10 protein-coding genes and 1 pseudogene are annotated in these 15,293 nt (G+C 69.0%); 4 read left to right on the top strand and 7 right to left on the bottom strand.

The genetic code is table 11. The annotated features are described in order from the left end of the window. Positions 1-284: 284 nt before the first annotated feature. From hpaD to ACWGN5_RS25785, 6 genes are read right to left on the bottom strand one after another with little or no spacing between them, the layout of a single operon-like run. Positions 285-1,289: a 3,4-dihydroxyphenylacetate 2,3-dioxygenase gene (gene hpaD, locus ACWGN5_RS25810; RefSeq protein WP_453519258.1), complete on the bottom strand. Its 1,005-nt coding sequence runs from the start codon at positions 1,287-1,289 to the stop codon at positions 285-287. Then, complete coding sequence (gene hpaE / locus ACWGN5_RS25805; RefSeq protein ID WP_453519257.1) at positions 1,286-2,773, bottom strand: 5-carboxymethyl-2-hydroxymuconate semialdehyde dehydrogenase; 1,488 nt, start codon at positions 2,771-2,773, stop codon at positions 1,286-1,288. Before hpaE ends, hpaD begins: the two co-directional genes overlap by 4 nt. Next, positions 2,770-3,702, bottom strand: a complete 933-nt coding sequence (dapA, locus tag ACWGN5_RS25800; RefSeq protein WP_453519255.1) for a 4-hydroxy-tetrahydrodipicolinate synthase — start codon at positions 3,700-3,702, stop codon at positions 2,770-2,772. The genes hpaE and dapA overlap by 4 nt, the downstream gene beginning before the upstream one ends. Further along, entirely contained in the window at positions 3,699-5,174 is a 1,476-nt protein-coding gene (locus ACWGN5_RS25795) for a fumarylacetoacetate hydrolase family protein (protein ID WP_453519253.1), read from the bottom strand. Before ACWGN5_RS25795 ends, dapA begins: the two co-directional genes overlap by 4 nt. A gap of 15 nt (positions 5,175-5,189) precedes the next feature. Then, positions 5,190-6,641 carry a 4-hydroxyphenylacetate 3-monooxygenase, oxygenase component gene (hpaB, locus tag ACWGN5_RS25790; RefSeq protein WP_453519251.1) on the bottom strand — a complete coding sequence of 484 codons (1,452 nt, stop codon included), beginning with the start codon at positions 6,639-6,641 and terminating at the stop codon, positions 5,190-5,192. Positions 6,642-6,674: 33 nt separating this feature from the next. After that, on the bottom strand, positions 6,675-7,178 hold the full coding sequence (locus tag ACWGN5_RS25785; RefSeq protein WP_453519248.1) for a flavin reductase family protein: 504 nt from the start codon (positions 7,176-7,178) through the stop codon (positions 6,675-6,677). Positions 7,179-7,607: 429 nt separating this feature from the next. On the opposite strand from ACWGN5_RS25785, the gene ACWGN5_RS25780 reads away from it, so the two are divergent. Next, positions 7,608-8,942: an MFS transporter gene (locus ACWGN5_RS25780; protein ID WP_453519246.1), complete on the top strand. Its 1,335-nt coding sequence runs from the start codon at positions 7,608-7,610 to the stop codon at positions 8,940-8,942. A 1,027-nt stretch (positions 8,943-9,969) separates the two neighbouring features. Continuing rightward, entirely contained in the window at positions 9,970-11,343 is a 1,374-nt protein-coding gene (locus ACWGN5_RS25775; protein ID WP_453519243.1) for an MFS transporter, read from the top strand. A 258-nt stretch (positions 11,344-11,601) separates the two neighbouring features. Here the strand turns inward: ACWGN5_RS25775 and ACWGN5_RS25770 are convergent. Continuing rightward, positions 11,602-11,826, bottom strand: a pseudogene (locus tag ACWGN5_RS25770) (ATP-binding protein); the annotation flags it as partial. A gap of 352 nt (positions 11,827-12,178) precedes the next feature. On the opposite strand from ACWGN5_RS25770, the gene ACWGN5_RS25765 reads away from it, so the two are divergent. Both ACWGN5_RS25765 and ACWGN5_RS25760 read left to right on the top strand, forming a co-directional pair. Beyond that, positions 12,179-13,702, top strand: a complete 1,524-nt coding sequence (locus tag ACWGN5_RS25765) for a GMC family oxidoreductase (protein ID WP_453519240.1) — start codon at positions 12,179-12,181, stop codon at positions 13,700-13,702. A 32-nt stretch (positions 13,703-13,734) separates the two neighbouring features. Beyond that, entirely contained in the window at positions 13,735-15,174 is a 1,440-nt protein-coding gene (locus ACWGN5_RS25760) for an aldehyde dehydrogenase family protein (RefSeq protein WP_453519238.1), read from the top strand. Positions 15,175-15,293: the final 119 nt, after the last annotated feature.

Genomic DNA, 15,293 nt, shown 5'->3' with positions numbered 1-15,293 from the left:
TGCGCAGTCGCGCGGTAGCCCCGTAGTGCTGGAGCTCCGCCGTCCGTCGACGCGAGGAGGAAGGACAGCCTTCGGCGGCTCATCGCGCCGCTGCCCGCCCGGGACTGCGGGCGTTGTCACCCTGTGTAGCGGAGCCGGTGCCCGCAGGTACAACGGGCACCGGCCGATGCAAAGCTCTTGGCAGCGCCGAAGGAGGCCGCTCCATATCGGTTATGAGCGGGACCAGTCCGTGACGCGGAATCGGCGGGCACCGCTGCTGATTTGACGCCCGCCACTCGTGCCTCTCAACCGAGTCCGTCGGCCCCGACCTGCACCGCGGACTCGTCCAGCAGGGCGTCGCCGATCGGCTGGGGTGTGCCGTCGAGGCCGAGGACCGGGGTCGCTTCCTTGTACCAGGAATCGATCACGGCGTTCCCCCAGAAGTCTCGGCGACGGTCGTCGTGGACGTTCCACCGGTACGTCTCGTGGTCGGGGTCGCCGGTGTAGTAGTCGGAGGTATAGATCTCCACACGGTGGCCGTCCGGGTCGCGCAGGTAGAGGTAGAAGGCGTTGGAGACGCCGTGCCGGCCGGGACCACGCTCAATGTACTTCTCCTCGTGCAGGGAACCGAAGATGTCGGCGGTTCGCAAGACCTGGTGGGATTCGTGTGTGGCCACCCCGACGTGGTGCAGGCGGGGTCCTGCGCCGCCGGTGAAGGCCACGTCGTGGACGGTCTGCTTGCGGTACATCCAGGCCGCGTACAGTTCGTGCTCGTCGCCTTCGATTGTCTCCGAGCAGCCGAAGCCGAGAGACTGGTAGTGGGCGTAGGCGGCCGGGATGTCGGGGGTGCAGATGTTGAAGTGGTCCAGGCGGGCGATCTCCGCGCCGCGCCGGAGGTCGTAGCGCTGGATGAGGCGCTCTGCGCGGTCGATCTCGTGGAAGAACTCCACTGGGAATCCGAGCGGGTCGACGACGCGCACGGCATCGCCGACGCCGTGCGCGCCCTCTCCCCTCTTCAGCCGCCTGACCGGGCGGCCGAGGCTGGTGAAGAACCGCTCCGCCTTGTCGACGTCCTCGGGGGTGCGCACCCGGTAGGAGATGTGGTCGAGGGCAGCGATCTCGCCCTTGCGCAGGACAAGGGAGTGGTGGGTCAGCTCGTCGGTCCCTCGCAGATAGAGGGAGTGAGTGTCCTCGTACTGGACGTGGAAGCCCAGCATGTCGACCCAGAACCAGCGGGCCTTTGCCAGGTCCGTGACGGCGAGCTGGGCGTAGGCGGAACGGACCACGTCCGGTGCGGGTGCGGCGGTCATCGAGCGGCTCCGAATCGGGGAGTGTGGACGTCGCCGAGAGCTACGTGGACGATCTTGGATTCGGTGTAGAAGTCGATGCTGTGGGCCCCACCCTCGCGGCCGACGCCGGAGGCCTTGACTCCTCCGAAGGGGGTGCGCAGGTCACGGACGTTGTGGGAGTTGATCCAGACCATGCCGGACTCGACGGCGTGGGCGAGGCGGTGGCCTCGCTTGAGGTCGGACGTCCAGATGTACGCGGCCAGGCCGTACTGGGTGGCGTTGGCCAGTTCGACCGCCTCGGCCTCGTCGTCGAAGGGAGCGACGGCGACGACGGGGCCGAAGATCTCCTCCTGGAAGATGCGGTCGTCACGCTCGACGTCCGCGAAGACGGTCGGCTGAAGGTAGTTGCCGTCGGCGAGGTGGGCCGGGCGGGCGCCGCCGGCCACCAGCCTGGCCTCCTTCCTGCCGATCTCCACGTAGCCGAGGACGCGCTGGTAGTGCTCGGTGTGGACCAGCGCGCCCACCTCGGTGGCCGGGTCGGACGGCAGGCCGACCTTGACCCGATCGGCCCGTTCGGCGAGGCGGCGGGTGAACTCCTCGTACAGCGGGCGCTCGACGAGGACCCGTGAACCGGCCGTGCAGCGCTCGCCGTTGAGGGAGAAGACGCCGAATACCACCGAGTCCAGGGCGGCTTCGACGTCGGCGTCGGCGAAGACGACGACGGGCGACTTCCCGCCCAGTTCCATCGACGTGGTCTTCAGGTGCTGGGCCGAGGAGCGGATGATGTGCCGGCCGGTCTCGGTCGAGCCCGTGAAGGAGATCAGCGGCACGTCCGGGTGGTCGACCAGGGCCTGGCCGGCCTCCTCGCCGATGCCGTGGACGATGTTCACGACACCCGCCGGGACACCGGCCTCGGCAAAGATCTCCGGCCAGAGGGAGGCCGACAGCGGCGTCCACTCGGCGGGCTTGAGGATCAGGGTGCAGCCGGAGGCCAGGGCGGGGGCCAGCTTCCAGCTCTCCAGCATGAACGGGGTGTTCCAGGGGGTGATCAGTCCGGCGACGCCGACCGGGGTGCGGACGACGTAGCTGAACTGCTCGTCGCCCTGCCGGAACGCCTCCTCTCCGAGCGCGACGATCACGTCGGCGAAGTAGCGGAAGTTCTCCGCCGCGCGGCGCGCCTGCCCCTTCGCCTGCGTGATGGGCAGGCCCGAGTCGTACGACTCGAAGTGCGCGAGGCGGTCGTGGCGGGCCTCGACCGCGTCGGCGACGCGGTACAGGATCCGGGCGCGCTCACGGTTGGAGAGCGCGGCCCAGGTGGGGAATGCGGTACGCGCCGCGTCGACGGCCCGCTGGACGTCGGTCTCCGAGCCGCGCGCGCCCCGGGTGTAGGGGGTGTTGGACACCGGGTCGGTCACCTCGAAGGTGCGGCCGTCGGACGCGTCGGCGAGTTCGCCGCCGATCCAGTGCCGGATGAGGGCGGGCAGGCCCTCGGGAGCGGTGCTCACTTGTCGGCTCCGATCTGCTGGGTGAGGTCTCCGCCCTCGGCGAGGAGGGGGCGGATCCGGGCGAGGCCCTGGTCCGTGGGCGCGGTCAGCGGGGGCCGGACGTGCCCGGACGCGATCCGGCCCTGTTGGGCCAGCACCCACTTCGCCGGTGCCGGGTTGGTCTCGACGAACAGCAGGTCGACCAGCGGGTGCAGGCGGTAGTGCAGGTCCCGGGCGCCATCGAAGTCGCCTGCCTCCCACAGCTCGTACATGCGCGCCACCGCGCCGGGTGCCAGGTTTGCCACGGCACTGACGAAGCCGGCTCCGCCCAGGGCGAGCAGCGGCAGGCACAGCAGCTCGATGCCGGACCACACGAGCAGCGAGCGGCCACAGGCGTGCAGCACGCGGGAGAAGTGCTCGAAGTCCTTCGTCGTCTCCTTGACGCCGACGAAGTTGTCGAAGTCGGAGAACAGCCGCTTGACGGTCTCCGGGGCGATATCGACGGCCGTGCGCGAGGGCACGTTGTACGCGACGATCGGCAGGTCCGGGAACTCACGGGCCACGGTGGCATACCACTGGTACAGCGCCTCCTGGGTGGGGCGCGCGTAGTAGGGGGTGATCACCAGGGCGGCGTCGGCGCCGAGCTCCTGGGCGGCCGCGGTCAGTTCCAGGGTCTCGTCCAGCTTGTGCGAGCCGGTGCCCGGAAGGAACGGGACGCGGTCCCCGATCTCCTCAACCGCCGTACGCATGCCGGCGATCCGCTCGGAGACGGACTGCGCGCTCGGTTCGCCTGTGGAGCCGCCCAGCGAGATGCCATGCGAACCGGAGTCCAGCTGGAAGCGGACGAGCGAGCGCAGACTCGCGTGGTCGATGGCACCCTCGGCGGTGAACGGGGTGACGACCGGGGCGATGGAGCCCCGGATGGCAGAGGGGTCGCTGCGGAACTTCATGCGGATTCTCCTTGCGAGGCGTGCGGGGTGTCGGGAGCGCACGCGGGGTCATGGCTGTGGCGCCACAGGTCGAACTGTTCGCGCCATGCGGGGCCGAGGGGGTAGAGCCCGTCCACACCGTGTCCGGCGCGCACCTGCTCGGTGATGAACCGCTCGCGCAGTTCCTGCTCCCGGCAGTCGGCGATCAGCTCCTCCGCGAGGTCGGGCGGCACGACGACGACGCCGTCCGCGTCGCCGACGATCAGGTCGCCGGGCTGCACCAGGGCGCCGCCGCAGGCGATCGGAACGCCGGTGTCCCATGGCACGTGGCGGCGGCCCAGGACCGAGGGGTGCTCGCCCGCGTGGTAGACGGGCAGGCCCAGGTTGGTGACCGCGGCGCTGTCGCGCAGGCCGCCGTCGGTCACGACCCCGGCCGCTCCGCGCATCTGGGCGCGCAGCGCGAGAATGTCGCCGAGAGTGCCGGCCGAGGTGTCGCGTCGGGCGTCCATCACCAGCACGTGGCCAGGCCTCAGCTCCTCGATCGCCCGCTTCTGGGCGTTCATCCCGTTGCCGTACCTCGTGAAGAGGTCCTCGCGCAGCGGCAGGTAGCGCAGGGTGTGGGCGACTCCGACCATCCTCTGGTCCGGTCGGGTGGGCCGGACGCCGTCGATGGACATGTGCGGCAGTCCCCGCGAGCGCAGCTGGGCGCTGAGAGTGGCGACGGCCACCGACCGCAGCCCGTCCTCAAGGGCCTTGTCCAGCAGAGGCGTCGGCGTGTAGGCGGTGCCGTAGGCGGCTTCGCGCTCTGCCTCGTCCCGTCGGGGCATCGCCCCGTACGGCTCCAGGGCGGGCCCGGCGGCGACAGGGTTGCGCAGGCGCCCGGTGGACAGGCCGTCGCCGCTGACCTCGACCTCCACCACGTCCCCGGGCGAGGCGACCGAGGCGCCGGCCGGTGTGCCGGTGAGGATGACGTCTCCCGGCTCCAGGGTGACAAGGCGGGACAGGTCGGCGATCAGCTGTCCGAAAGGGAACAGCAGGGTGTCCGTGGTGTCGTCCTGGACCAGCTCGCCATTGACCCAGGTCCTCAGCCGCAAAGCCGTCGGGTCGAGTCGGCGGGCGTCGAGGAGGCGCGGTCCGAGCGGGGTGAGCCCGTCGGCGCCCTTGGAGCGGAGGTTGGAGCCCCGGTCCGCGTAGCGCAGGTCGTACAACCCGGCGTCGTTCGCGGCCGTCACCCAGCGCACGTACTGCCAGCCGTCCTCGGGGCTTACGCGCTGGGCCCGCGATCCGATGACGAGGGCGATCTCCCCCTCGAAACCGAGGAGTTCGCATCCCTCGGGCCGAACGAGGGCATCTTTGGTGCCCGCCAGCGAGGAGGGGGGCTTGAGGAAGTACGAGGGCTGGGCGGGGATCCGGCCGCGCTCCCGGGCGCGGCTGGGGTAGTTGAGATGAACCGCGATGATCTTCGACGGTGGGTTGCCGAGCGGGTGTGTCATGTCGTCCGCCCCCGGTCAGGCGCGGTCGAGGAAGGCCTGGACCTTCGCCTTGTACGGATCACGGTCGTAGCTCTTCACGTACGCGCCGGCCATGCGGACCGGGTCGCCGAAGAAGTAGTACTCGTAGAGGGCCTGGCGGCTGGAGAACGCGGAGATGCAGGTGTCCCACACCAGGCGGAAGAGCTTGACCCGCTCGGCGCCGGTGAGGGTGGCCGACTGCAGGTAGGCCTCGATGTCGGCGGCGGCGGGCCCGTTGATGTCCAGCTCGGTCGGGGTGGCCATCAGGCCGGAGGCGCCGAGCTTGCGCAGGATCTCCGGGAAGCGCTGGTAGAGCTTGGGGTAGAGGTTGCGGGCGGCGTTGAGCGGCGCCCAGGCGGGGGTGAGGACGCCGTACTCGTTGACCTCGGCATCGGCCTCCGCGGCACGCAGGAACGCGCGCAGGGTCTCCAGCGTCGTGATGATCTCGGCGACGTCCTCCTGGACGTGACCGAACTGCTCGATGCCGATGGCCTCGGTCAGCAGCGACACCAGGCCGAGGACGTACTCCGTCTTGGCGGTGGTGCGGGTGACGACCTGGTGGGTCATGTGGTTGACCGAGTTGGTCTGGGAGTAGAAGCCGTTGCACAGCTCGGCGTCGCCCATGGCGAAGACGCGCTCGAAGGGCACGTGCACGTTGTCGAAGACCACGACGCAGTCCGACTCCTCGAAGCGGGAGGCCAGGGGGTGGTCGTGGGCCGGGCGGTCGTAGTCAAGGGGTTCGCGGGCGATGTAGCGCAGGCCCGGGGTGTCATTGGGGATGGCGAAGGCGTACGAGTACGGCTTGTCCTCGGGGGTGCCGCGCAGCACCGTCGAGGGGAAGACCAGCATCTCGTCGGCGAACGGCGCGATGGTGGCGAGCATCCGCGCGCCGTGGATCACGATGCCGTTGTCGTCCTCCTTCACGATCCGGGCGGCCAGCTTGCCACCGGCCTGCTGGGTGCCGGCGACCGAGCGGTTGACCTGTGGCGGGATCAGGGTGTGCGTGCACAGAAGGTCCTCTTCGCGGACCTTCTCGTAGTAGCGGCGGATGTTCTCGCCGAAGGCCGGGTTCGCCTGGGCGAACCAGTCGGCGGCCGAGGCCAGCGCCATGAGGGAGCTGTTCATGTAGTCGCCGGTGCGGCCGAGCATCCCGTTGCTGTGATCGGCCCACACCTTGAACGCCTGGCGCCGCTTGACCAGGTCGTCCGGGGTCTTCGGGGTGAGGAAGGACGTGCCGACGCGGTTGCCGGATGTCGGTGAGGTGTAGGTGAGGGTGTCCTTGTGCTCGTCCGAGTGCTGGAGGTCGTAGAGCTCGGCATAGGTCTGGACGACGTTGCGGAAGGCGGGGTGGTCCTGGATGCGGCCGGTGAGGGTCTCGCCCTGGACATGGACGGTGGCGCGGGACTGGGAGAGGCGCTCGAGGAATTCCTTGCCGGTGCGTGCGGCCATGGTGGTGCTCCCTGGGGAGTGTGGTGTGCGAGGTCAGATGAGGTGTTCGATGCCGTCGGTGGTCTCGGCCGCGGTGCCGAAGCGGCTCCATGCGTAGGTGAGGGCGTCGCCGTCACGGTGGCCGAGGTCTGTGACGCGGCCGACGACGAGGGTGTGGTCGCCGCCGTCGTATGTGCGCCACGGGCCGCATTCCACCCATGCCAGGGGGTTCGCAAGGCGGGGCACGTCGGCTTCGGCCGCCCAGGCGGGTTCGGTGGTGCCGTGTGCGCCGGCGAACAGCCGTGCCAATGGCTCTTGTTCGGATCCGAGGATGTTGACGCAGAACGAGCGGCCGAGGAGCTGGTCGTGACAGCGGGCCCTGCGAGCGACGCTGACGAGTATGAGCGGGGGGTCTGCGGAGACGGACGTGAAGGAGTTCATGGTCGCGCCTCGGGGGCCGTCTTCGCTTTCGTACGTCACGACGGTGACGCCGGTGGCGAACCGGGACAGGCAGGCGCGCAGGGCGCCGGGATTGGGAGGAGCGAGGGCTTGTGACATGCGGGACCCCCTTGGGTCGCGTGCCGGCCGTGCCGGCGCCTGTGGGCGGGGGAAGGGCAGTGTGACCAGGGGCGCCTGGTGGGGGCATCGGGCGGGATGCCCCCACCAGGGCTGTGTGGCCCCTTAAGAGCGGGGCAAGGGTGCGGTGAGGCACCTCGGCACATCTAATCAAAGCTTTGATTATTTTGGACCATACCCGCGATAGCCGCCGTCGGGAACCCCTGAAGGGAGAACTTCCCCCTACCGGCCGGGAACCTTGCGGGGGGTTCAGCGGGCACCTACCGTGTGCGCCACGCGGCACCGTGTGACCGGCTTCTGCCGGTCCGGGACGCGGCTTCCGGTCCGTGGGCGGACGGCCCGGCTTCTCCTTCTCTGCGTCGGCGCGGCACTGCCTCGCGCCGAGCCTCACCCCTCAAGGCAGGAGTCTCTGTGTCCCAAACCCACGCGCGCGGCCAGCAGCGTCACTTGCGCCGCGTGGTCACCGCCAGCTTCGTCGGCACCGCCGTCGAGTGGTACGACTACTTCATCTACGGCACTGCCGCAGCCCTCGTGTTCGGCCCGCAGTTCTTCCCGCAGTTCTCCCCTGCGGCAGGCACGCTGGCCTCGTTCGCCACGTACACCGTCGGCTTCCTCGCCCGCCCTCTCGGCGGTGTGGTCATGGGCCACTTCGGTGACCGAATCGGCCGCAAGGCCATGCTCGTGCTGTCCCTGACCATGATGGGACTGGCCACCACCTGCATCGGGCTTCTGCCTTCCTACGAAGCCATCGGCATCTGGGCCCCTGTACTCCTGGTGCTTCTGCGGCTGATCCAAGGCCTGGGCGTCGGTGGCGAGTGGGGCGGGGCAGCGCTCATGGCGGTCGAGCATGCCCCGCCGGGCAAGCGCGGGTTCTACGGCGGCTTCCCGCAAATGGGCGTGCCCGGTGGGCTCATCCTGGCCAACGTCGTCTTCCTCGCCGTCTCGAACGTGGCGGGGCCGTCCGCGTTTGCCGAGTGGGGCTGGCGTATCCCCTTCCTGGCGAGCTTCCTGCTGGTGGGCGTCGGCCTCCTCATCCGCCTGAAGGTCGACGAGAGCCCTGAGTTCTCCCGGGCGGCCACCGGCGGTCGCGCGCCCGCCGGCATGCCTGTGGTCGAGGTTCTGCGCACTCAATGGAAGGACGTCCTGCTAGCCGGCGGCACCTTCATAGGCAACAACGCCTTCGGGTACATCTTCATGGCCTACACGCTGTCCTACGCCACCGCCGGACTCGGATTCAGCCGCGACACAGTCCTGGTCCTGGTCCTTGCGGCCGCCGCCGTGTGGCTGGTGTCCATCCCCTGGGCGGCCGCCCTGTCCGACCGTTTTGGGCGGCGGAGGGTCATCCTCGCTGGTTCTGCGGCCCTTGTGGTCTGGGCAGTGGTCTACTTCCCCCTCCTCGACACCGCCTCCACAGGTCTCGCACTGTCGGCGCTCGGGGGGCTCGGAATCATCCTCGGTTTCACGTACGGCCCTCAGGCTGCTCTCTTTTCGGAGTTGTTCGAGGCCCGTCTGCGCTACAGCGGGATCTCGCTCGGCTACCAGGTCGGCGCCGTCCTCGGTGGCGGCCTGGCCCCCATCATCGCCACGGCGCTCTACGACTCCGCCCACGCCAGCCGGCCAATCACCCTCTACCTGGTGGGAATCTGCGGCGCCAGCCTGATCTGTGTTCTGCTCCTGACCCGCGGCTCATCCCGCGCCGTCACGCAGGAAGGACTGCCCGGGGCAGTGGTCGGCGAGAGCCCGTGATGTGAACCGTCCGAGGCGTCGAGGTGACCTCGACGCCCGGTCCGGCCACCGTCCTCGAGAGGTCCACTCCGCACAGGCAGTAGGGATCGGCCCCCATGCTCGCAGTCTTTCCCTGCTCGCCTCTGGTGCCCGCTGGAAAGTGGTTGTTCCCTGCCGATCGTGCGGGTGACTTCGGGGACGTATGAGAACGACCGCCCGTAGCGCCAAGACCGCCGGCCCTGATGGGCTCCGTTGTGCGCCTGGGTTCAGGCAACCGCAGTCAGCCGCAAGTCGCCGACAGCTGCGCCGATCGCGTCCGCTTCGTGGGTGGGTGCGCCGAGGACCAACGCCTCCGCCGACGTCACCAGCCATCCCGTTGCGTCGACGTCACGATCACCCTGAACTGCGGCGCCCTTACTCGGCATGACCTGTCACCTGCAGCTTCCCCCCTCCGGACCAGCGAAGTCCGAGCCCAAGCAGACGAGCCCCGGAAAGACATATACGCGATCTCAACTAATTCATCTGATGCCGATATCAATACCCCCCTTGGTCAACCCTGGGGAAAACACCGGGTTAGATTCCTCACCTCGATGTCATGGTTCTGGGCAACCAATCGCATCACCTGCCCCGGCCTGGTGGATCGATCGATCCAATCGATCCAGAGGGACGGGCCGATACCGCAACCGGATCTCACAGAGGCGCCCACGGCATCCGACGGACTCGGACAACCTCACCAAGGTTGGCTGGACCGAGAGGCCGGCGACCGAGACGTCGGGTTGATGTCGTCCCGGACGGAAGACCGCGAGCAGCTTCTCCTCCGTAGCCGCCAGGAGCGTCGAATCGGCATCCCCACCGCCAACGGCTCAACGCCATGGCACCGACTGGGGCTGAAGGCGGCACAGTCCGCCGCGATCGTGCTTCTCGCCTCCGACAAAGCCTGACCTCAGGGGCACAGCGCCGCCCGCCGCCGGCGAAGAGCAGGGCCGAGGCCTCTTCGCCTTTTCACGTTGCCCGTCCCCACCCCCGCTCACCAACCCAGGGACATGCCATGACCGATCACGAGCGTAGAACGACCACCGACGTACGTCGCCAGCGCAACAGCCTCTGGTGGATCGTCAGCATCGCCGCCGTCACCCTCCTCTTCGACGGTTACGACCTCGTCGTCTACGGCACCGTCGTACCCACGCTCTTGCGGGACCCGGACCAGCTCGGCGCCCTTTCCCCAGGCCAAGCCGGAGCACTCGGCTCCTACGCCCTGGTGGGCGTCATGGTCGGTGCTCTGGCAGCAGGCGCCGTAGGCGACCGCGTCGGACGGCGCCGCGTCATGGTGGTCAACCTTGTCTGGTTTTCCGTCGGCATGGGCCTGACCTCGTTCGCCACCAGCGTCACCGCCTTCGGCTTCCTGCGTTTCTTCACGGGGATAGGCGTGGGAGCCCTGGTTGTCACCGTCGGAGCCCTGATCGCCGAGTTCGCCCCGCCGGGCCGCCGCAACTTCTACAACGCCATCGTGTACAGCGGCGTCCCCGCCGGCGGTGTTCTCGCGGCACTGCTTGCTCTGCTCACATCCGATGCGATCGGCTGGCGTGGGCTCTTCTTCATCGGAGCCCTGCCTCTCGTCCTGCTGCTGCCTGTCGCACTGCTGAAGCTGCCGGAGTCGCCCAAGTGGCTTCTTGCCCGCGGGTACACAGAGCGGGCCAACGAGGTTTCCGGCCACACCGGCATCCCCCTCCCGGAAGCGGGTTCGGTTCTCACCGAACAGAACAGCAAGGTTGGGTTCGCGGCCCTCGCCACCCGTCGTTACGCCCTCTCTACCTTCTTCCTCGGGCTGATGAGCTTCTCCGGTCTCCTGCTCACCTACGGCCTGAACACCTGGCTGCCAGAGATCATGGGCCGCAACGGCTACGGGAAGTCGTACGCGCTGGCTTTCCTGCTGACGCTGAACGGCGGCGCCATCATCGGCGGGCTGCTCGGCTCGCGGATCGCCGACCGTCTCGGCGCGCAACGCGTCATCGCGGTCACCTTCGGCCTGGCCGCTGCCTCGCTGGCCCTGCTGACGATCAACCTGCCGCTCGGCGTGCTCCTTGCTCTCGTCGCCGTCGCCGGTGTGGGAACGCTGGGCACCCAGGTCCTGATCTACGGATTCGTGTCCAACTACTACGACACCGTGGCCCGCGCCGCCGGTGTCGCCTGGTGTGCCGGGTTCGGCCGGCTCGGCGGCATCTTCGGTCCGGTGGCGGGCGGAGCACTGATTGGGGCCGGTGTGCCTCCGACGTACGCCTTCTACGTGTTCGCCGGTGTCGGCCTCGCGGGATTGCTGGTGACAGGTCTCGTCCGCGCTGGGGCCAATCCCCCGGCCGCCTCGGTGCTGGGTGTCCAGACCAGTGCTGGCGCTACCGTTCTGGGATCCGAACAAGCCTCCTGAGCTGCAGCGCACTCCGGTCGGGTGGGACAGCGCGATCGGCGCGCCGCCCCGCCCGACCGGCGACGCCTGGCACGAGCCTGCGAAGCGAACCTCGACGCTCCAGGCACCGCACGCGGCCGGATCCTGCAAGCGATGCGCCTTTTCTTGGAATCATCGGCGGCCATGGCTGAGCTCTCTGCGGGGCACACTGTGTCGCAACGGTTGACCTGCGTGTTGGCCGCTGCCACTAGCGGGCGCGGTACACGGGTTGTGGTCAGCTCATGGCGTGGAGATGGTTTGCTCGGCCCAAATCGTCTTGTCGGCACGGGTGTAGCGGGTTCCCCATCTCTGGGTGAGTTGGGCGACGAGGAGCAGGCCCCGGCCGCCCTCGTCGAAGACTCGGGCGCGGCGCAGACGAGGACTGGTGCTGCTGCCGTCGGAGACCTCGCAGATGAGGCTGTGATCGTGGATCAGCCGCAGCTGGATGGGGGGATGGCCGTAGCGGTGGACATGCTTCCTCCTTGCTACAGGGCGCCGCTCAGGCGTGCCGGGACAGTAGGGCGGCGCCTCCGTGCACCACATCGGCAGAACGACCGATGGGTGACGACACGCTGCCAGTCGCCACAGCCCTGCCCACACTGACGCCCGCGCCCTGCACACCAGCTCGCTGCAACGGGACGCGTTGCGACGCCTTGGTCAGTTCGCATCAGGGTCCGACCGAAGGGTGGCGCTTGATAGACAGCTGGGCACGGTGCACCCAATGGCGAGTACTGGTGCGCTCAGTGGAGACCCGCTCCGGCTTTCTCCGCTCTAGCTTTTCGGCCACGTGACAACGAGGTTGCGGGAGGCGAGCGGCGTGCAGCAGGGGCGTACGGAGCATGACTATCTGGTGGTGGGCGCCGGTTCGGCCGGCAGTGTGATCGCCCGGCGGCTGCTTGACGGGGGGCATTCGGTCCATGTCCTGGAGGCCGGTCCGGTCGACGGTGACGATCGAGTGCACGATCCGCAGGGCTGGCCGCTGCTGCTCCAGTCGCCGCTCGATTGGGGGGCCACGACCGTTCCTCAGCGCCATGCCAACAACCGTTCGCTGTACTGGCCTCGTGGCAAGGTGCTCGGGGGATCCAGTTCGCTGAACGGCATGATCTACGTGCGCGGTCACCGCAGCGACTACGACTCCTGGGCCTACAACGGGTGTCCTGGATGGGACTGGGACAGCGTGCTTCCGCTGTTCAGGCGCTCCGAGGACCACGTCGACGGCGGAAGCGAGTGGCACGGCGAGGGTGGTCTGCTGCCGGTCAGCCGGATCATCGATCCGCACCCCGCCACCGCCGCCTTCGTGGAGGCCGCAGTCGCACTCGGCCACGAACACACGGACGATTTCAACGGCGAGCGGATGGCCGGCGTGGGCTTCAACCACGCCACCATCCGGAACGGACGCCGGATGAGCGCCTGGCAGAGCTTCGTCGCCCCCGTGCTCGGTCACCCCGCCCTGACCGTCACCACTGGCGCCCGTGTACGCCGTGTACTGCTGGAGGACGGCCGGGCGGTCGGAGTGGAGTACGCAGCGGACGGCGCTCTGCACCGTGCGTACGCCTCTGCCGAGGTGGTCCTCAGTGGCGGCGTGATCGGCTCGGCGCAGACGCTGCTGCTGTCCGGGATCGGACCGGCCAGGCACCTACGCGAGGTAGGTGTCGAAGTCCTCGTCGACCTGCCGGGCGTGGGCGAGAACCTGCACGACCACCTGCTGGTCAGCAACGTCTACGAGGCGTCTCGGCCGCTGCCGCCCGGGAAGGCCAACTTGCTGGAGAGCCAGCTCTTCGCCTCGACCGATGCTCGCCGCCCTGGCCCCGATCTTCAGCCGCTCTTCATGCACCTGGTCTATCCGGCCGAGTCCTATCCGGTGCCGGAGCACGGCTACACCATCGCGCCGGGTATCGTCCGGCCGCTCTCGCGGGGCACGCTGCGCTTGGCCTCGGCCGACCCCGAGGCGGCTCCCCTGCTCGACCCGAACGTCCTGGCCGAGCGGTACGACCTCGAAGCGCTGGTCGACGCGGTGGAGCTGTGCCGGGAGATCGGCGGCCAGGCCGCTTTCGACGCCTGGCGCAAAGCCGAGGTGGCACCCGGTCCTGACGCCCGTACACGCGACGACCTGCGCTCCTACGTCCGCCGGGCGGTGGGGACGTATCACCACCAGGTCGGCACCTGCCGAATGGGGCAGGACTCGCTTGCCGTCGTGGACCCCGCGCTGAGGGTGTACGGCGTGCAGGGGCTGCGGGTCGCGGACGCCTCGATCATGCCGTCCGTGCCGTCCGGCAATACCAACGCCCCTTCGATCATGGTCGGCGAGAAGGCAGCCGAACTCATCCTCGCCGAAGCCTGACTCGTCGTCATTCACCACAAGGAGAAACTCTCATGCGTACCGACATGCTCATCGGCGGCGAGTGGGCCACAGGCGGTGGCTCCGCCTTCACCTCCCTCAACCCGGCCACCGGCGAGGTCCTTGCCGAGCTTCGTGAGGCGACCGAAGCAGACGTCGATGCCGCGGTACGGGCTGCTCATCAGGCGTTCACCTCGCCCGAGTGGAGCGAACTGCTGCCGGCCGCCCGCGCGAAGCTGCTGCTGCGCCTCGCCGACCTGCTGGAGCAGAACGCGGAGGAGATCGCTGCACTGGAGACCCGGGACCAGGGGCAGCCGCTCGGTGTGAGCGCGGGCTTTTCGGTACCCAACGCCGTCGAGCACTTCCGCTACTACGCCGGCTGGGTCACCAAGATCACCGGCATCACCGCGCCGCTGTCCGTGCCGAACGTGGACTACCGCACCCGGCGTGAACCGCTCGGCGTCTGCGGCCTCATCACCCCGTGGAACTTCCCGCTGATGATCCTGGTGTGGAAGCTCGCCCCGGCACTCGCCACCGGCAACACCGTGGTGATCAAGCCTGCCGAGCAGACCCCGCTGTCCACGCTGCGGCTGGCCGAACTGATCGAGGAGGCCGGGTTCCCGGCCGGCGTGGTCAACGTCGTCACCGGTGGTGCGGCGACTGGCAAGGCCCTCGTCAGTCACCCGCTGGTCAAGAAGATCTCCTTCACCGGCTCCACGACGGTCGGCCGGGAGATCGGTGCGGAGTGCGGCCGGACGCTGAAGAAGGTTTCCCTGGAACTCGGCGGCAAGGCGCCGAGCATCATCGCCGCGGATGCCGACATCGACGCCGCGGTGCAGGGAAACCTGCTGGGCGGACTACTCAACTCCGGTCAGGTCTGCGCCGCTTACACCCGCTTCTACGTCGACGCCAAGCGGCACGACGAATTCGCCGAGAAGCTCTCCGGAGCGGCCGGGAGCCTGCGCCTCGGCAACGGCCTCGACCCCGAGGTTCACCTCGGGCCACTCGTCTCGGCCGAGCACGTCGAGCAGACCGCCCGCTACGTCGCACTGGGCAAGGACGAGGGAGCCGAGCTTCTGACCGGCGGAAGCCGCCCCGACGGCGACCTGGCCGGCGGCTTCTTCTTCGAGCCGACCGTCTTCGCGGGCGTCCGGCAGGACATGCGCATCGCCCGCGAGGAGATCTTCGCTCCGGTGCTGGCGGTGCTGCCGTACGACGACCCGGAGGAGCTCGTCACCCTCGCCAACGACTCCGACTACGGGCTCGCCGCCGCTGTCTGGTCCCGAGACATCGGTACCGCCAACCGTCTGGCGCGCCAGGTCAAGGCGGGCACCGTGTGGATCAACATGATGCAGGGCCTCGACGCCGGTGCCGCCTGGGGCGGCATGAAGTCCTCCGGCATCGGCCGGGAAATGGGATGGGAGGCCATCGAGGCCTACACCGAGGTCAAGAGCATCTGGACCAGCCTGTCCTGATCGCACGACATCCGAGCCGGTGCAGCGGCCGGGGCAGATGGTGACGTGCGGCCTGGGCGGGGCGTATCTCGCGGCCACCCACAGGCTCCCGAAGGTCCTGCCGCTGCCGCCCGCCACCT

This window comes from Streptomyces sp. NPDC055815 (genome assembly GCF_053616475.1).
The sequence above is the reverse complement of the archived record's forward strand: the minus strand, read 5'-3'. Positions and strand labels throughout refer to the sequence as shown.